The sequence below is a fragment of the Acinetobacter sp. 22301 genome, assembly GCF_052045285.1.
Classification (GTDB): domain Bacteria; phylum Pseudomonadota; class Gammaproteobacteria; order Pseudomonadales; family Moraxellaceae; genus Acinetobacter; species Acinetobacter pittii.
Window position 1 is genome coordinate 45,683 of the sequence record NZ_JBQEOR010000013.1, and the last position, 18,862, is coordinate 64,544.

The 18,862-nt window shown below is 40.4% G+C and carries 16 protein-coding genes; 9 read left to right on the top strand and 7 right to left on the bottom strand.

Features of this window, described 5'->3' with window-relative positions; translation table 11 throughout:
- The first annotated feature begins 133 nt into the window (after positions 1 to 133).
- The 4 genes from lptF to ACTJJH_RS16210 all read left to right on the top strand — a co-directional run bounded on the left by lptF (position 134) and on the right by ACTJJH_RS16210 (position 5,178).
- Complete coding sequence (lptF, locus tag ACTJJH_RS16195; protein ID WP_002121169.1) at positions 134 to 1,234, top strand: LPS export ABC transporter permease LptF; 1,101 nt, start codon at positions 134 to 136, stop codon at positions 1,232 to 1,234.
- A complete protein-coding gene (gene lptG / locus ACTJJH_RS16200) occupies positions 1,234 to 2,304 on the top strand; it encodes an LPS export ABC transporter permease LptG (RefSeq protein WP_002121203.1) in 1,071 nt (356 codons plus the stop codon). The genes lptF and lptG overlap by 1 nt, the downstream gene beginning before the upstream one ends.
- A 126-nt stretch (positions 2,305 to 2,430) precedes the next feature.
- Complete coding sequence (gene gpmI, locus ACTJJH_RS16205) at positions 2,431 to 3,978, top strand: 2,3-bisphosphoglycerate-independent phosphoglycerate mutase (RefSeq protein WP_440601451.1); 1,548 nt, start codon at positions 2,431 to 2,433, stop codon at positions 3,976 to 3,978.
- A 15-nt stretch (positions 3,979 to 3,993) separates the two neighbouring features.
- A complete protein-coding gene (locus ACTJJH_RS16210; protein WP_002121269.1) occupies positions 3,994 to 5,178 on the top strand; it encodes a S41 family peptidase in 1,185 nt (394 codons plus the stop codon).
- Between the two features lie 3 nt (positions 5,179 to 5,181).
- Here the strand turns inward: ACTJJH_RS16210 and ACTJJH_RS16215 are convergent, their stop codons facing one another.
- From ACTJJH_RS16215 to gacA, 3 genes are read right to left on the bottom strand one after another with little or no spacing between them, the layout of a single operon-like run.
- On the bottom strand, positions 5,182 to 6,594 hold the full coding sequence (locus ACTJJH_RS16215; RefSeq protein WP_440601452.1) for a sigma-54-dependent transcriptional regulator: 1,413 nt from the start codon (positions 6,592 to 6,594) through the stop codon (positions 5,182 to 5,184).
- A 23-nt stretch (positions 6,595 to 6,617) separates the two neighbouring features.
- Positions 6,618 to 8,186 carry a sensor histidine kinase gene (locus tag ACTJJH_RS16220; RefSeq protein ID WP_440601453.1) on the bottom strand — a complete coding sequence of 523 codons (1,569 nt, stop codon included), beginning with the start codon at positions 8,184 to 8,186 and terminating at the stop codon, positions 6,618 to 6,620.
- Between the two features lie 10 nt (positions 8,187 to 8,196).
- Entirely contained in the window at positions 8,197 to 8,832 is a 636-nt protein-coding gene (gene gacA, locus ACTJJH_RS16225) for a response regulator transcription factor GacA (protein WP_002121174.1), read from the bottom strand.
- 212 nt (positions 8,833 to 9,044) lie between these two features.
- On the opposite strand from gacA, the gene pbpG reads away from it, so the two are divergent.
- On the top strand, positions 9,045 to 10,091 hold the full coding sequence (gene pbpG / locus ACTJJH_RS16230) for a D-alanyl-D-alanine endopeptidase PBP7/8 (protein ID WP_128839933.1): 1,047 nt from the start codon (positions 9,045 to 9,047) through the stop codon (positions 10,089 to 10,091).
- 105 nt (positions 10,092 to 10,196) lie between these two features.
- Here the strand turns inward: pbpG and thrC are convergent, their stop codons facing one another.
- The 4 genes from thrC to xerD all read right to left on the bottom strand — a co-directional run bounded on the left by thrC (position 10,197) and on the right by xerD (position 14,818).
- Entirely contained in the window at positions 10,197 to 11,336 is a 1,140-nt protein-coding gene (gene thrC, locus ACTJJH_RS16235) for a threonine synthase (RefSeq protein ID WP_002048893.1), read from the bottom strand.
- 54 nt (positions 11,337 to 11,390) lie between these two features.
- On the bottom strand, positions 11,391 to 12,692 hold the full coding sequence (locus ACTJJH_RS16240; RefSeq protein ID WP_002121263.1) for a homoserine dehydrogenase: 1,302 nt from the start codon (positions 12,690 to 12,692) through the stop codon (positions 11,391 to 11,393).
- 243 nt (positions 12,693 to 12,935) lie between these two features.
- A complete protein-coding gene (locus tag ACTJJH_RS16245; protein ID WP_002121175.1) occupies positions 12,936 to 13,751 on the bottom strand; it encodes a DsbC family protein in 816 nt (271 codons plus the stop codon).
- Between the two features lie 146 nt (positions 13,752 to 13,897).
- Positions 13,898 to 14,818: a site-specific tyrosine recombinase XerD gene (gene xerD / locus ACTJJH_RS16250; protein ID WP_017385870.1), complete on the bottom strand. Its 921-nt coding sequence runs from the start codon at positions 14,816 to 14,818 to the stop codon at positions 13,898 to 13,900.
- Between the two features lie 143 nt (positions 14,819 to 14,961).
- Between xerD and ACTJJH_RS16255 the strand changes: the two genes are divergently transcribed.
- From ACTJJH_RS16255 to murD, 4 genes are all read left to right on the top strand, one after another.
- Positions 14,962 to 15,225 carry a FeoA family protein gene (locus ACTJJH_RS16255; RefSeq protein ID WP_002121198.1) on the top strand — a complete coding sequence of 88 codons (264 nt, stop codon included), beginning with the start codon at positions 14,962 to 14,964 and terminating at the stop codon, positions 15,223 to 15,225.
- Complete coding sequence (feoB, locus tag ACTJJH_RS16260; protein WP_320124804.1) at positions 15,222 to 17,075, top strand: ferrous iron transporter B; 1,854 nt, start codon at positions 15,222 to 15,224, stop codon at positions 17,073 to 17,075. The genes ACTJJH_RS16255 and feoB overlap by 4 nt, the downstream gene beginning before the upstream one ends.
- Before the next feature lie 20 nt (positions 17,076 to 17,095).
- Positions 17,096 to 17,347: a DUF6587 family protein gene (locus ACTJJH_RS16265; RefSeq protein ID WP_167564209.1), complete on the top strand. Its 252-nt coding sequence runs from the start codon at positions 17,096 to 17,098 to the stop codon at positions 17,345 to 17,347.
- Between the two features lie 160 nt (positions 17,348 to 17,507).
- The gene (gene murD / locus ACTJJH_RS16270; RefSeq protein WP_014208179.1) at positions 17,508 to 18,854 is read left to right on the top strand and encodes a UDP-N-acetylmuramoyl-L-alanine--D-glutamate ligase; all 1,347 of its coding nucleotides are present in this window, start codon (positions 17,508 to 17,510) and stop codon (positions 18,852 to 18,854) included.
- The last annotated feature ends 8 nt before the right edge of the window (positions 18,855 to 18,862 follow it).

The window sequence follows — 18,862 nt, forward strand, 5'->3', positions numbered from 1 at the left end:
ATTGCCTATAGAAAGTTATGTTGGATTAAAACATTGAAACACTTTCAAGCATAGCGTTGCAATGTGCGGTTTTATATTTTTAACATTCGGGTAAACTAGCACACGTCCCGATTAGCCTTTTGGAAGTATTACTTTGATTATTCGGCGTTATCTCGTCAAGCAAGTTGTCTCTACCTCATTGGTGGTCATTTCTTTACTGACCTTAATCATGATGGGTGGTCGTCTGATCAAATACTTTGGTGTGGCGGCGCAGGGGCGTTTAGATGCCAGTATCTTGTTTAGCATCATTGGATATCGTTTACCTGAATTTCTAACACTCATTTTACCATTGGGTTTTTTCATTGGTTTAATGTTGGTGTTTGGTCGTTTATATGTTGACCATGAAATGGCTGTATTAAATGGTAGTGGTGTAAGCCGTCATCAATTAGCACGATTACTCATTCCAATGACGCTTGTTTATATGGTGTTTCAGTCTGTGCTTATGCTCTGGATGACGCCATGGGGACTACGTGAGTTTGAAAAACTGACAACGACACAAGCTGTTCGGACAGGTTTCGATTTGGTTCGACCAAGAGAGTTTATTTCCTCTGGGCCATATACGATCTATGCAGGTTCATTGTCAGAAGACCGAAAGAATTTGAAGGATATTTTCTTTTATCAGCGCGCTGCTAAAGAAGATAAGCCAGATGTTATGATTTTGGCAAAAGAAGCGACTCGTGTAGAAGTTGCAAATGACACCGCCAATGTCGTTGATCTGGTACAAGGTCGTCGCTATGAAATATTCCCGGGACAACCAAAATATACACAAGCAGAGTTTCAGTCTTATCGTCTACGTTTAGAAAATGACAAAGATGTTAAGTTTGAGAGTGGCGATGTAGAAGCACTATCAACAACAAAACTCTTTTCAAAAACGAATGATCCAGTCATCAGAAGTGAGTTGGGATGGCGTTTATTTGGGCCATTCACCATTGTTATTGCGTTAATGCTATCAGTGGCATTGTCTGAGGTGAGTCCACGACAAGGCCGTTATTACCGTCTTATTCCGGCGATTTTTATTTTTTCCAGTCTGATCGTATTAATGATTGCAATCAAGACTCGTATTAGTAAAGAAGAACTCGATATTTGGGCTTATCCTGCCGTGTTAGTTGTGTATGGCGTTGCTGCCGCCTTATTCTCACGTAAGCAGAAGTTAGGACCAAAAATCAAGAAACAGATCAAGCGAGTGAAATTATAATGTTAGCACGTCGAATAGTCGCCAAATATGTGACGAAAACCACTGCGCTTGCGATGTTTGGCACCACAGTTGTTTTGTCCATTCTTCAGGTCTTATTTACATATCTTGGCGAGTTGGGTGAACTCAAACCAGACTATAACGCATGGCAAGCTCTCGTCTATGTTTTGTGGGGAGCTCCTCGCTATCTCTATGAAATTTTACCTATCTCTGCCTTGATTGGTGCTGTGATTGGACTGGGCTCATTGGCAACGAGTAGTGAACTCATCGTTATGCGTTCAGTGGGTGTTAGCTTATGGCGTATTGTCGGTTGGGTTATGCGCTCAGCTTTACTGCTTATTATTTTGTCGTTTGCTTTAAGTGAATGGGTTATCCCTTACACGAATGAAAAAGCACAAAGTGTTAAAAGCCATCGTTCAGTAGCTGCTTTAGGTGAAGTTAAAGGTTATTGGTCACGTGAAGGGCAGCGATTTATCTATATCGACTATGCTAACTCTCAAGGTAATTTAAGAGACATTCAAGTGGTCGACTTTGACCAGAACTATTACTTGCAATCATTAATTAATGCTCAGCAAGGACAGTTTATTAAAAATGGTCAATGGGCTTTGAAAAAAGCTGAACAAATGGACATTTTGGCGGCAGGAAATGCCATCAAAACTGACCATGAAGAACAATCGCTTGCTTTAGCATTACAGCCTAAATATGTGCACATGGTGACTTTAGATCCTGAAGATTTATCACCAAGTCAACTGATTAGCTTTATGCGTTATATGGATGAATATAGTCAGGTACCAAAGACTTACCAATTAGCTTTCTGGCAAAAAGTTGCTTCGCCATTTTCACTCATTGCATTAGTTCTAGTGGCGTGTTCTTTTATTTTTGGACCGTTACGCCAACAATCAATGGGTTTCCGTTTGGTGATCGCATTGTTTATTGGTTTGAGTTTCTATTATTTGCAAGATTTCTTGGGCTATGCGAGCTTGGTTTATTCTCCATCTCCAGCATGGTTCGTACTTGTACCTATCTTGCTAATGTTTGGTGCCGGAAGTTATTTGCTTTACCGCGCTCGTTAGAAATAAGTGATATTTATGGTTTTCATCAATCGCGGATATTGGTGAAAGCCATAGGAATAAATAGAGTCTTGACCGAAAATTCGGTAAGATATTGTGACGAAATTGTAGACAAAAGAGAAATTGATTATGACGGATGCAACTGCTGGCAAGATCCCTCACGTTCTGGTCATTATGGATGGTGTTGGACACCGTGAAGCGATTGAAGATAATGCTTTTCTTGCAGCAAAAACACCAAATTTGGCGGCAATGAAAGCCAAGCATCCGAATAGTCTAATTTCTGGTTCAGGTGAAGATGTTGGATTGCCTGATGGGCAAATGGGGAACTCTGAAGTCGGCCATATGAATCTTGGCGCTGGCCGTGTGTTATATCAAGATTTTACCCGCATTACTAAAGATATCCGTACTGGTGACTTTTTCAAACATGAAGTGTTGATCGACGCTGTTGAAAAAGCCAAAGCTGCTGGCGGTGCTGTCCATATTATGGGGCTACTTTCAGAAGGTGGCGTCCATTCACATGAAGATCATATTGTGGCGATGTGTGAGCTTGCATTAAAACGCGGAGCAAAAGTTTATTTACACGCGTTCCTTGATGGTCGTGATACACCTCCACGCAGTGCTCAACCATCTTTAGAAAAATTAGATGCATTATTTGCTCAATATCCGGGCCAAGGCCGTATCGCAACCATGATTGGTCGCTACTTTGCAATGGACCGTGACAACCGTTGGGATCGTGTTGAGCAAGCTTATCGCTTGTTAACCGAAGGTGAAGCACTTCGTACTGCGCAAACAGCGGTTGAAGGGTTGGAATTAGCTTATGCAGCCAACGAAAATGATGAGTTTGCAAAAGCGACTCGTATTGGTGATATTGCTAAAGTTCAAGATGGTGATAGCGTTGTATTTATGAATTTCCGTGCTGACCGAGCTCGTGAAATTACTCGCGCATTTGTAGAGAAAGACTTTGCTGGTTTTGAACGCAAAGTTGTACCAAATCTTTCTAAATTTGTGATGTTAACGCGTTATCAGGCAAGCATTGATGCACCAGTTGCCTACATGCCAGAAGCCCTTAAAAATTCATTGGGTGAGTATTTATCTTCTTTAGGTAAAACCCAGTTACGTATTGCCGAAACTGAAAAGTATGCGCATGTAACATTCTTCTTTAGTGGTGGCCGTGAAGATGAATATCCGGGTGAAAAACGTATTTTAATTCCATCTCCAAATGTTGCGACATATGACCTTAAGCCAGAAATGAGTGCTTATGAAGTCACTGATGAGTTGGTTAAAGCGATTAATTCGGGTGAATACGACTTATTAGTTGTGAACTATGCAAATGGTGATATGGTCGGGCATACAGGTGTATTTGATGCTGCGGTTAAAGCAGTTGAAGCGGTTGATACTTGTTTAGGTCGTGTCTATGAGGCAGTTATGGCGAAAAAAGGCCATATGCTCATTACTGCTGACCATGGTAACGTTGAACAAATGCAAGACTACGAAAGTGGGCAAGTGCATACTCAACATACAACCGAGCTTGTGCCGTTTATCTATGTTGGCCCAACACAAGCAACAATTGCAGAAGGTGGTGTGCTTGCAGATGTAGCACCGACAATTCTCAATTTAATGAAGATTCCTGTTCCTGCCGAAATGCAAGGACGTAATCTGATTACACTATCTGCATAAGTTAAAGGTGATTGGATGCTGCAACACATTAAATATAAAAAACTTATTGTAAGTATGTTGCTGTGTTGCAGCCAATTTACCTTTGCAGCGCCAGTTGTAAAAGAAAAAATGTCACCTTTGCATTCGGATTCGGAAGAACCGGAACATAGCTATGCAGAGGTGCCGATCGAGTCGATTCAACAGTTTGTGCAAATCTATGGAATTGTTCGAGATAACTACGTTGATGTGAAATCTGACGATGCCTTGTTTCAACAAGCCATAAAAGGGTTAGTGAGTGGGTTAGATCGTTATTCGCGTTATTTATCGGCAGAAGAATATCGCCAACTGATTCAATACACAGAGGGTGATCTTGCATCAGTTGATTTTGCATTAAGCCCTGAATCACATGCTCATAAATGGATGATTCGTGATCTTAAAACCGGTTCTGATTCCTATAAATTAGGTTTGAGAAATGGTCAGACGATTCTCAAAATTGATAACCAAGATTTAAAAAATTTAAACCAAGATCAGGTGCTTGGACTACTTTACGGTTCTATAGGAAGTACACTTCAAGTACAAGCAGAAGAGCTAAACGGAAACATTAACTTAGTCCGTAATAAAAAAATAGAAACCGATATAGAACCTGTAATGTTACATAATCAGGTGCTCGTACTCAAAATTAGAGTATTCCAACAAGACACTGCTAATGAAATTAAAAGATTAATTGAAGAAAACAGTTCTCCACGTTTAAAGGCTGTTTTAATCGATTTGCGAAACAATCCGGGTGGGTTGTTATCGGCAGCAGTTGAATCAGCAGATTTATTTTTAAATAACGGAATTATTGTTTCAACCAAAAGCCGTTCGGAAGGTAACCAGCAGTTTCAGGCTTTGCCCGGTAATGAATTTCAGAATATAAAACTAGGTATATTAATTAATCACCGCTCTGCATCTGCAGCAGAAGTTTTTACTGCGGCCATGAAAGAACACCAGCGTGCTTGGGTGATGGGTGAAAAAAGTTATGGAAAAGGTGTAGTGCAAAAGCTATTTCCTTTGCCAAGTGGGGCGGCTCTACAAATGACTGTCTCACATTACTACACGCCAAATGGCAATATGATTGAAGGACAGGGTATTCAACCTAACCAGACCTATCCATTGCCTGCAGAAATGAAAGAAGACGTATATTTAGAGCGCGTTGCAGATTTATTTCTAAAGAGGAAGTAACTTTTATACTTCCTCTCCCATTTCAGTATCTAAGCCAAACTTTTTTAGTCGATAGCGTAAAGAACGGAATGTCATTCCTAACTTTTTAGCCGCTAAAGTTCGATTCCAATGCGTCATGTTCAGAGCATTCAGTAAAATATCTTTTTCGATATTTTCTAAGTAGCGTTCTAAACCTTCCATTGGAAATTTTGGGTGAGTTTGAACAGCCGGTGTTTGATTTAGTTGTTTCGTTACGATTTGCGGGCTCACGCTACTGCCTCTAGGAGGAGGCGCTAAGTGTGTCAAATCAATGCACTCATCATCACTTAAAGTAATAGCTCGCTCAATCATATTTCTTAATTCACGAACATTACCCGGAAAGTCTTGCTGCAATAAGTAAGTTTCAGCGCTCGCCGTTAATTGCTTGCTTGAAACTCCCCATTCCGTACAAACCTTTTGAATAAAATGATTGGCCAATAGCAAAATATCTCCACCACGGTCACGTAGTGGCGGCAACATAATATCCATAACATGAATACGGAAAAATAAGTCCTGACGGAATTTACCTTGTTGAACTAATAAATCTAAGTCTTGGTGACTGGCACTGATTACTCGAAAATCAACATCAATTTCCTGATCTGAACCTACTGGACGAATCTTTTTCTCTTGTACTGCGCGAAGCAATTTAACTTGCATACTTAAAGGCAATTCGGCAATTTCATCTAAAAATAAACTGCCGCCATGTGCCGATAAAATCAGACCTTGTTTGTCTTGAGTCGCACCAGTAAAGCTCCCTTTTTTATGCCCAAAAAGTTCACTTTCCATGAGCTCAGTTGGGATTGCTCCACAGTTAATTGCAATAAATGGTCCTTCACTGCGGTTGCTTAATCGGTGAATCAGATTAGCAACAACTTCTTTACCCGTACCAGACTCGCCTGTAACAAATACAGGAGCTTGGGAGCGGGCTATTTTTTTAATAGCTGTCCGTAAGTTTTGTATAGGTGGCGAACGCCCAATTAATAAGTCATTTTCTAATGTTGTTTCACCGAACTCATGCTCTGGTTTTGGCTGGTTGAGCGCCTTTTTTAACAATTGATCTAAGTGAATTTGGTTAATAGGTTTGCTGACAAAATCAAAAGCTCCCGCTTTTAATGCTGCAATTGCAATATCCATATTGCCGTATGCAGTTAAGACTGCAATGGGAGTGTGTGGGTAAGTTTGAGAAACATGTTGAACCAATTCTAAACCACTACCGTCAGGTAGATTTAAATCGGTCAAGCATGCATCGTAATGAAACTGAGTAAAAAGCTGTTTGGCCTGTTCAACCCGATAAGCAAGATGTGTTTTAATCCCCATTCGTGCAAGAGTCATTTGCATTAACAGGCACAAATCTTCTTCATCGTCTACAAGCAAAACGAGTGGTTGCTGTTCTGCCATTTCCCCAAAAACCTAATAAAAAATCAATATATTATTGGGCATTCTATTCTGAAGCATGCCCCTTGTTTTTGCTCTACATAAGTGAGCTTTGCATGGTTTGCCTCACAAAAACTATGAGACAAATATAATCCTAAACCAGTTCCATTAATTTCGGTACTAAAAAATGGTTTAAATAATTGAGATATATCACGTTTTGAAACCCCTTCACCGTAATCGATCACATCAATATAAATTTTATTTGTTTGTGAATGGATATTGATCAGAACATAGGGCGAATCGGGAGCATTGTGCCGTAAAGCATTCCTAACAAGGTTAATTAACACTTGTCTGAGTTGCTTTTCATCGAATAAGAGTTTTAAAGATGAATCGGAAATTTTAAGTTGTATCGAACCTTTAACATCAAATAAATCTTCATCTAATAACGTTTTTAAGAAGTCATTTAATTCAATCTGGATGGGATACGTTCTTTCACTACGGGCAAGTCCTAACGTATCTTGAACAATACTATCAATGCGTTTTGTTTGCTTGCCAATCATATTGCGCAAAGTGTTTTGCTGTTCCACATCACTGTCTTTGAGCAATTCATTTGCTTGAACAATGGCTGCAAGAGGATTACGGATCTCATGGGCAATACTTGCTGAGAGTTGTCCTAAAGCGGCAAGTTTGAGTTGTTGAGCTTGCTGATTAATCTGCTGCGCATCTTGTAAGATGAGTAGTGTTAATGCTTGTTGCGGCACCAAAAGATGTTGCACTTTAATATTAATAGAATAAGCCGACAGTCGAGACTCAAAAATAAATCGATCACCTTCTTTTAAATTATCAAACTTTAATATTTCAAATAAGTCAGCATGCCATTTTGCTAAGGGATATTTTTCACTGGCAAATTGAGGTGGAATTCCTAAAAGAGAGCAGGCGGCTGGATTACTTAAAACAATGTCGTAGTTTTCATCTAGGACTAAATAGCCCTCTTCAATTTGTTCCAAGATATAGCGGTTAATATTTTGTAGTTGATAGAGTTCTATTGATTGGTGGAAAGTTAGTGCTTCAAGTAGTTTAAAACGCTGGACCGCAATTTGTCCGATTCCGTGTACTACAAAAAATAAGAAGGCCAATAAGGCGCTATTACCAATCGTATTTAAATTATTGTAGTCAAATAAACTGCCAACGAAGCGTTGGTAAATAACCGCAATGACTGCAAGTAATGTAATGAGCAACGACATTCTTGCGCTAAGTAAAATGGCCGAAGTAAATATGGCAATAACATATAGCAAGCTGAGTTGAAGATTTGGTTCACCTACAGAAAATGTAAGTAAACTCAGACATATAATATCAACTACAAAAAATAAAATGAGCTGCCTTGTTGCCTGAGTGGCAATAAACTTAAAGCATAAAAGTTGAAGAAGGCTTAAGAGCGAATAGCCGAGTAGTGTGTAAGAATATAGAGCGGGTTGTTGCAGACTATTGTCGATTTGAGCATCGGTTAAAACCAAAATAATATTCAGGCTAACCGCAATAATAAGGCGATATAAGCCATACCACGTGCCCAAACGAAATATCGTATGGGACAAGGATGAGTTTACGGGAAATTGCATGTAAGTCTGATTAAGGCTTGATCAGACCGTAACGAATCGCGAGATGAGTTAGTTTAACATCACTATCAATGGCTAGCTTTTCAAAAATACGGTAGCGGTAGGTATTCACTGTTTTAACACTTACAAAAAGTTTGTCTGCAATTTCTTGAGCGCTAATACAATTTACAACCATCATTGCAACTTGCATTTCTCGTTCAGAGAGAGAATCAAATGGCGATTGCTGCGTATCGGATAAATAAGAACTTGCTAATTGCTCAGCAATATCGGCACTAAAGTATTTGCCGCCTTGCATCACTTTATTAATAGCCCGAACCATTTCGGTAATTGGAGCACCTTTGGTGATGTAACCTTTAGCTCCTGCTTTAAGCAAAAGAGAAGGGTAAGGTTCTTCTGCTAAGCCACTGACTGCAATCACTTTTGTATCTGGTGCAGTTTGCAGTAAACGACGTGTTGTTTCTACGCCGCCGATGCCAGGCATATTGACATCAAGTAGCACAACTTGAGGATGTTTCTGACGAACAATAGCAATTGCTTCTTCACCCGATTCGGCTTGTCCAATGACCTCTACATCGGCATGATCTTCTAACATACGGCAGATACCTGTACGTACAAGTTCATGGTCATCCACAACTAAAACTGTAATCAAGAAGACCTCCTTTCTTTCAAAAAACAAGTTTTTTGTTACATAAAGCAAAATTAGCTTGCAATGGAATGACAAAATTAGCAATCCTATTCTTATATAGTGAGCGAATAGTTGTGCACAATTGTGTCGGTAAAAGCGTTATACCTTATACCTCAAATGTAAGGCATAATTATAGTAAGCGCAAATGTGTATCACCCTGAGTCGAGTATTGTGCCGTGAAAAATTCTAAAAAGTCTTTAATGCATGTGCTAAGCATGTCTATTTTGCTTAGTTTGAGTTCAACAAGCTTTGCAGAACTCGTCAATAACCCGTCCTCAGGGAATAGTGGTACTGCAAGCTTAAATTGGTCTTCAGCTGATGCTAGCCAATTTTTAAATGATGAAGATGACGAACCTACTCCGCAAGGTTCAACATCGGTAACCACAACTTTGCGTGGTGGTAGTGCACCGAAAATTGTAGCATCTGCACCGAAGATTGCTCCAATCCGTGATACGACTGGTTACAATGCTCAGCCGAGTGTAAGCGCTCGAGCTGCACTTGTGATGGACGCGCAAACTGGTGAAGTGCTCTATAGTAAAAATACCAACGCTTCTGTGCCAATTGCCTCTATTACTAAGTTGATGACAGCAGTTGTAACGGCAGATGCCCGTTTAAACATGTCAGAAGAAATTACACTTGAGCAAATCGATTTTGCTGGTGCAAATGGTAAAAACTCAAGTTCAACCTTACGTGTTGGCGACAAGATGAACCGTGCAGAAGTTCTTCTGTTTGCTCTAATGAAATCAGAAAACCCAGCAGCGGCGGCTTTAGCACGTACTTATCCGGGTGGTCGTCCTGCATTCGTCGCTGCAATGAACGCTAAAGCACGTGCTTTAGGTATGAACGCAACTCACTATTATGAGTCAACTGGATTAGATCCACGTAATGTATCTTCTGCGCGTGACTTAGGGATTTTGGCAAGTACAGCTTCTCAATATGGCTTGATTCGTCAATTCTCAACTACACCAACTTATGACTTTAACTTAGGTTATCGCGTGTTGAAATCTAACAATACCAATGCTCTAGTGCGCAATGGTGGTTGGAATATTAACTTGTCTAAAACTGGATATATTAATGAAGCGGGTCGCTGTGTTGTGATGCACACGACTGTAAACTCACGTCCGGCAGTTATTGTATTACTGGGTGAACCAAGTACACAGGCACGTAATAATGATGCAACGAACTTATTGGGTTGGTTAAGTAATTTACCAAAACGTATTTAAGTTCAATATTCTAAAAAACGCTTCTATCAAGAAGCGTTTTTTTATGACTATAAAAAGACATAAAAAAACGGCTGTATTAAACAGCCGTTTTTGAAAAATCAGATATTACATATTAGATAAAATAGAATCTTTTACTTGGTCCATTGTTGCATCAATTGATAACATAACTGCATCAGCACATTGTTTGATTGCAGTGTCAGGATCTTTCAAGCCATTACCAGTTACTGTACATACAATTACAGAACCTTCAGCAATTTTACCCGCTTTAATATCACGGATCGCACCGCCGATAGAAGCAGCAGACGCTGGCTCAACAAATACACCTTCATACATAGAAAGTAAGCGTTGAGCTTCTAAAATTTCGCTGTCTTGAAGTTCATCAAACCAGCCTTTAGAGTCACGTACTACAGCTTTTGCATGGTTCCAGCTTTGTGGATTACCAATACGGATTGCAGTTGCAACAGTTTCAGGGCTTTCAACTGGAGCGCCACGTAAGAATGGAGCTGCGCCAGAAGCTTGGTAACCCACCATAGTCGGTAAACCTTCTGGTTTTGGACCAGTGAATTGATCAGTCGCAGCATCATAAATCACTTGTTCAAACTGATCAGCAGGTTGGTTTGCTACAGCTTCGGTATAACCCATCCAGTGAGCGGTGATATTACCTGCGTTACCAACAGGTAAGCAGTGGTAATCAGGTGCACGGCCTAAAGCTTCAACGATTTCATAAGCAATCGTCTTTTGACCTTGCAAACGGTAAGGGTTGATTGAGTTTACAATCGTTACAGGCGCTTGATCAGCAACTTCTTTTACAAGACGCATACCATCATCGAAGTTACCACGAATTTGCATAGTGATCGCACCATACATCATCGCTTGTGCCATTTTACCCATCGCAATTTTGCCTTCTGGAATCAAAACAAATGCTTTGATACCTGCACGTGCAGCATAGGCAGCAGCAGCAGCAGAAGTGTTACCAGTAGATGCACAGATAATCGCTTTAGAGCCTTCTTCAACCGCTTTGGTTACAGCCATGGTCATACCACGGTCTTTAAATGAACCAGTTGGGTTTAAACCCTCATATTTCACATAAATTTCAACATCTTTGCCAATAATACGTGGAATATTCTCAAGTTTAATGAGTGGGGTGTTGCCTTCACCCAAAGAGATAGCACGAGTAGTTGCCGAAACTGGCAAACGGTCACGATAACGATCTACAAGACCAGTATAACGATTGGCATTAGACATGATGGTGTTCCAATTAGAGGTGAAGCGGGAGAGGGAATCTTTCCCTCAACCTGATTAACTATCGAGCGATTCTAAACGAATTCTTACGATTTCGCCACGAATTGCAGGTAATGCTTGAATTTGTGCAAGAGCATCATCCATTTTAGATTCAACGATTGGATCAGTCAGAATCACGATTGGAATAAGGTCTTTTAAACGAGATTGTTGCATGATTGCATCAATACTAATTCCAGCGCGACTTAAGATGGTCGTCACATCTGCAAGTACGCCAGTTTGGTCTTCTGCATTTAAGCGAATGTAATAACCTGTGGTCATTTCTTCACGGCTTAAAATTGGCACATTTGTTAATGCTTCAAAAGCCAACTGAGGAATTGTTCCTGCGCCATCTTCGGTATAAGAGATGTCACGAACAATATCAATAACGTCGGCAACAACTGCAGAAGCTGTAGGACCTGCGCCTGCACCCGCGCCGTAATAGAGTGTTGGACCTACGGCATTTGCCTGAACTAAAACAGCATTTTTAACACCGTTTACATTCGCAATAAGTTGTTCATCTGGAATGAGCGTTGGGTGAACACGTAATTCAATACCTTTTTCAGCACGACGTGCAATACCAAGATGTTTAATACGGAAACCAAGATCTTCTGCATATTTCACATCTTGCGCAGTGATTTTGCTGATACCTTCGGTATAAACCTTATCAAACTGAAGAGGAATACCAAACGCACAAGACGCTAAAATTGTAAGTTTGTGCGCAGCATCAATACCTTCAACGTCAAAAGTTGGGTCTGCTTCTGCATAACCAAGTTCTTGAGCTTCTTTTAATACATCATCAAATGCACGACCTTTCTCACGCATTTCAGTCAGAATAAAGTTACCTGTACCATTAATAATGCCAGCCAACCATTCGATATGGTTTGCAGCAAGACCTTCACGGATCACTTTAATAATTGGAATACCGCCAGCAACTGCTGCTTCATAAGCAATTTGCACAGCATTGTCTTCTGCTGCTTTAAATAATTCATTGCCATGTTCAGCGAGTAACGCTTTGTTTGCAGTCACGACTTGTTTGCCGTGTTTGATTGCTTCCATGATAACTTCGTAAGCAGGGTGGATCCCACCCATAACTTCTACAACTACATCAACGTCTGGTTGACGAACGATGTCAAGTAAATCGGCGCTTTGTTTAATCCCTTCCAATTCAAGATCTGGACGAGGGCGGCGTGTTCCAACGTGGGTAATTTGAATTTCTCGACCGGTGCGACGTTTAATTTCAGCGGCATTTTCTTGTAGTAGTTTAAGGGCTCCTCCACCTACGGTTCCTAGACCGAGTATTGCCAGGCGAACTGGTTTCACGTCACACTCCATTCATCATTTAATCATTTAGTTGAAGCTAGATCATAGCTAAAAAAAACGCCAGACTCTAGCGCTTTTAGTGCTTGTTCAATGAATTAGAGTGCGATGTTTGGAAAAGAAGAGTAGATCAGTCTTTAAACAGAGGTTGTTTAAATATTAATTGTTGAAAAAACAAAGCGCTGCAATCAGAGCAGCGCTTTTTAAAAGAGATAGATGATTAATCATTCATCAGCTTAAAGGGTGTTATTTATCCAGACGTTTAATTAATTCATCTGGTGTTAGGTATCCACCTAAGTACTCGCCATCAACATTGTAAATAGCTGGTGTTCCATTTACACCCATGTTTAAGCCAAGTTGATATTGTTCACGCACAGGGTTTTTACATTGAGCAGGTGGGATATTGATACCTTGTACTGCTTGATTAAAGGCAGCTTTACGGTCTGCGCTACACCATACAGCTTCCATAGTCGGCATAAATTGTTCACCGCGTGGCCAAGCGATATAGCGTACCTCAATACCTTTTTCATTAATTTCAGGTAAATGCTCATGTAATTTATGGCAATAAGGACAGCTTGCATCGGTAAACACATAAATCACATGTTTAGCCTTACCGCCTTTAGCTGGGTAAACGATCAAATCTTCATTTTTTAAAGCAGCAAGATGCTTCTTGTTTTCTGAAGCTTGAAGATTATCGCCGATATTATGCAGTTCTTTACCGCCTAAACGGATGACATCACCTTGAATCAGGTATTTGCCATCACTGGTTGTATAAATCGATGTCATTCCTTCGAGATTTACCCAATATAAGTTAGGCACTTCAGTAGGCTTAATATCTAAAATTTTGGCGTTGATGTTTGCATTCTTAAATTGTTTTTGCAAAGTTTCAATTAAACGCTGTTTAGCATTGCGTTCAATGATAGTTGAAGCTTCCCCAGTAGCAGGTGCGGTCGCAGTGAGCGCATCTTCTTTTTGTGGTTTGTTTTCTTTAGAACAAGCACTGAATAACAGGCTAGAAGCCAAAGCACAGGCAAGAAACAGTTGAGATCGGGTAAAAGACATAGATAACCCTTATTTCATCAGTATTTATAGTCAGAAGCTGCTAAGCATAACAAAAAATCTAGTGTGTATTGTTAAAACTTTCTTAACCTTTGTGAACGAAATCAATTGATTGATGGGTGTATTTCAAATAATAAGTTTTAAATTTTTTAACCTCTAGGATGATGTTTTTCATGCAATTGTTGCATTCTTACTTGGGCTACATGTGTATAAATTTGAGTAGTTGATAAGTCACTATGGCCCAATAACATTTGTACTACGCGTAAATCGGCGCCGTGATTGAGCAGGTGTGTTGCAAAGGCGTGACGTAAGGTGTGAGGTGAGAGTTCAGCTTGAATATTGGCTTGTAAGGCGTAACGCTTAATGGCATACCAGAAGTTCTGACGGCTCATAATTCCGCCGTGTTGAGTTAAAAAGAGATAGTCAGTAGAGCTTTTATAGAGTTGAGGTCGAGCATCCTGCAAGTAGCGTTCTACCCATTCACAAGCAAATTGCCCTAGCGGGACCAAACGCTCTTTATTACCTTTACCCGTAATTCTTAAATAGCCTTGTTTTAAGTTAATAAGTTCTAGGCGCAAGTTCAGCAGTTCTGAAACACGTAAACCACATGCGTAAAGAACTTCAAACATTGCCCGATCACGTAAACCAAGTGCCGTATCAATATCGGGGGCCTGAATCAGTGCTTCGACATCTTCTTCAGATAGATCTTTGGGTAAGGCTCTGCCAATTTTGGGAGAATGATGGGTTGCTACAGGATTATCGCTTCGTAATTTCTGTTCACGTAAAAATTTGTAAAACTGGCGTAGGGCAGATAAGCAACGGGCAATCGAGCGCGGGCTTTTTCCAGCTTTAGTTAACTCAATCAAAACATCAGCGATATCATCACTTGTCCACTCTGGAAGAGCTGATTTTTTATGAAGTTCACTACATTGAATAAGGTCGGATAAATAAGCATTACGTGTATGTGGACTTACCGTCTGAGCAACGAGATAGTCACGAAAACCTTGTAAAAAGCTCAAATGTTCAGGAATTTGAACAGGGCTTGGAATACGCGGTTTTTTATTCAACATACACTAGATCCTCTAAACCTCTGTACTGTAAAAGAAACTTTAAGGTTTGTCGATTAAACTAGATAAGAAGTGAAATTTAACCTTATTTGGTAATTATTCTCATTTATATGTATACTATTAAAAAAGGTTTAGGATCGGATGCGGTGCGTTTATCAGCTTTAAAAGTGAAGCAAGCGGCGACCATCACCAAAGTGAATCGGATAGAACTAGAGTCCGAGCAGCAAGATTTGGTCGCAATTCGTTTGGAAAGTCTGGGCTTTGTACCGGGCACACGAGTGGAAGTGATTACCAAAGGTATTTTTGGTGGTGATCCGATCTTAATCCAAATTGGCTTTACTCGTTTCGCTTTACGTAAAGCAGAAGCGGAAAAAATTGAAATTCAAGTAGAAGAAGGAGTACCCGCATGAGTGATGCGTTAAGTATTGCCCTTGTGGGAAACCCTAACTGTGGTAAAACCTCTCTTTTTAACCATTTAACTGGAACTCGACAAAAAGTTGCAAACTATGCAGGCGTAACGGTCGAGCGTAAGGTTGGTCATTTTCAGTTGCCTTCAGGCCGAGCAGTGCGTGTACTTGATTTGCCGGGTACATATAGCCTTAATGCCACCAGTCCTGATGAAGTAATTACCCGTGACGTGTGTTTGGGTAAGATTGCAGAAGAAGGGCAGCAAGATACTTTTTTATGTGTGGTTGATGCCACTAACTTAAAGTTGCATTTAGGGCTAGTGCTCGAAATGATCGAGTTAGGTCGTCCGATTTTACTTGTACTGAATATGATGGATGAAGCGCGTCGTCGTGGCATCCAAATTAATACTCAAAAGTTGTCTCAACGTTTGGGTGTACCAGTTGTTGAAACAGTTGCCGTCCGTAATGCGGGTATTGAAAATTTATTACATGCCCTTGATCAAGAAAAATACAGTGTGCCACAAACTGAATTGAGTGGTTTAACTGGAACTCATCATCAAAAAATCGATATGATTTTTAAAGATGTGGTTCATTATGTTGATCATGGAGATAAGCGTACTGATTTTCTAGATCGAATTTTCTTACATCCGGTTTTAGGCCTACTTAGCCTTGCCATCATGATGTTTATTGTGTTCCAAGCAGTGTTTGCATGGGCAGCTCCATTCATGGATGGTATTGAAGGCTTCTTCGGCTGGCTTGGTGAGGTAGTGGGAACTGTGATTACCCAACCTCTACTGCATAGTTTAGTTGTTGACGGAATTATTGCAGGTGCGGGTGGCGTAGTTGTGTTCTTGCCACAAATTTTGATCTTGTTCTTCTTTATTTTAGTACTCGAAGAATCAGGCTATTTACCGCGTGCAGCATTCTTGCTTGATAAATTAATGTTCCAAGCTGGTTTAAGTGGCCGTGCCTTTATTCCTTTACTTTCGAGCTTTGCTTGTGCAGTACCGGGAATTATGGCAACGCGTAGTATTAGTGACCCTCGTGATCGTTTTACGACCATTATGGTTGCACCTTTAATGACTTGTTCGGCACGTTTACCCGTCTATGCCTTGCTGATTGCTGCCTTCATTCCAGAGAAAATGGTCTGGGGTATTTTTAACCTGCAAGGTTTAGTGCTTTTCGGTCTGTACATGGCTGGTATTGTGAGTGCGCTTTGTGTTTCATTTTTAATGAAGTTTTTGCAAAAAGATAAGTCGCAGCATGCTTTACTGCTAGAGCTACCAAGTTATCGTTTCCCTGATTTAAAAAGTGTGGGAATCGGTTTATTGGATCGTGCAAAGATCTTCTTGAAACGCGTCGGTGGAATCATTTTTGCGCTCTCTATTTTGCTTTGGTTCTTGTGTACTTTCCCGCAGCCACCAGAAGGGGCGACATTACCTGCCATAGATTATAGTTTTGCAGGTATGCTCGGACATCTTATCCAGCCTTTATTTGCTCCAGTTGGTTTTAATTGGCAAATCTGTATTGCTTTAATTCCAGCTATGGCTGCTCGTGAAGTGGTTGTCGCGGCATTAGGTACAGTTTATGCCTTGTCTGCAACAGATGATGATGCTGTGGCACAAGGTTTGTCACATCTGATTAGTGCAGATGGAACAGGTTGGTCTTTGGCAACAGGTTTATCACTTTTAGTGTGGTTCATTTATGCTCCACATTGTTTGGCAACACTGGCAACGGTACGTCGCGAAACAGGTTCATGGAAACATGTTGCAGCTATGACTGCATATCTGTTTGGTTTAGCTTATTTTGCATCGTTTGTTACCTATCAAATTGCTTCCCACTACTGGGGCTAAAGCAATAAAGGAGGTTGTATATGGTTCAATATCTGATTATTGCGGTTTTAGTGATTTGGAGTGCTGTAGTTGTTTTTAAGAAAGTATTTCCAAAAACAGCAAATTCAGTCTTTTCTTCACTCTCTGTATTTTGCGAAAAGCAAGGTTGGGTAACCTTGGCAAAATGGCTTAAACCGAAAATGGCCTTTGGTTGTGCTGGCGGTTGTGGGTGTTCAAGCGAAGATAAACCTACCAATACAGTTCAAGAAATTAAGCCGATTAAATGGCAATAAATTTAGTATTTCTTGTTTCGTTTAAAAAGCCATCATATTGATGGCTTTTTTACGCACTGACACAAAAAAAGATGAATAAAGTTCAAACTGAAAAAGCATTCAAAACAGCAAAGTGCTAACATTTTTGCCATTCTGTCGATTGATAAATTGTGGGGCAAAAATGTTAATACAACGTGGTGGGTTAAAAGTTGTAGCAGGCTTGGGAATATCAGGCGTTTCTGCTGTAAATTTCCTGCATGAACAAGGCTACCAAGTTGCAGTAACAGATTCTCGTCCCACGCCACCAGGGCATGATCAGATCCCAGCTGGCGTTAAAACCAGTTTCGGTCAACTTGACCAAGAATTATTATTACAAGCAGAAGAAATTATTTTAAGCCCAGGTCTTGCACCACAATTACCAGAAATTCAGGCAGCTATTGCTAAAGGTATTTCGGTAGTAGGGGATATTCAATTATTACGCCGTGCAACCGATGTGCCTATTGTGGCGATCACTGGTTCTAATGCTAAAAGTACAGTAACGACTTTAATTGGCTTAATGGCTAAAGATGCGGGTAAGAAAGTTGCTGTGGGTGGCAATCTTGGACGCCCAGCTCTAGATTTATTAAAAGATCAACCTGAGTTAATTGTACTTGAGCTATCAAGTTTTCAGCTAGAAACCACGTCTCACTTAAATGCTGAAGTTGCTGTGGTTCTCAATATGAGTGAAGACCACTTAGATCGTCACGGCAATATGTTGGGTTACCATCAAGCAAAACACCGTATTTTCCAAGGCGTTAAAAAAGTAGTATTTAACCGTGATGATGCTTTAAGTCGTCCTCTTGTTCCAGATACCACACCAATGCAAAGCTTTGGTTTAAATGCACCAGATTTAAATCAATATGGTGTTTTAAGAGATGGCGATGGCACGCTTTGGCTTGCGCGTGGTTTACAGCGTTTAATTAAAAGCTCAGATTTATATATTCAAGGCATGCATAACGTAGCAAATGCTTTAGCTTGTCTCGCATTAGGTGAGGCAATAGGCCTGCCTATGGAATCTATGCTTGAAACCTTAAAACAATTTAAAGGGTTAGAGCATCGCTGTGAATATGTAAAGACTGTCCATGATGTACGTTATTACAATGATTCCAAAGGCACCAACGTTGGCGCTACGCTTGCAGCGATTGATGGTTTAGGCGCTGCAATTGAGGTTAAAAAAGGTAAGGTTGCCTTGATTTTAGGAGGGCAAGGTAAAGGTCAGGATTTTGGTCCATTACGTTCTTCTATCGAAAAATATGCCAAAGTTGTGGTATTGATTGGTGAGGATGCTCCGGTGATTGAACAAGCCATTCAAGGTGCAACCAAAATTTTACATGCAGCAACGCTTAAAGAAGCTGTAGAGCTGTCTCAACGTGAAACACAGGCCGAAGATGTGGTGTTGTTATCACCAGCATGTGCAAGTTTTGATATGTTTAAAAGTTATAATGACCGTGGTCAGCAGTTTGTTGCCTGCGTCAATTCGTTGGTTTAAAGAAAACA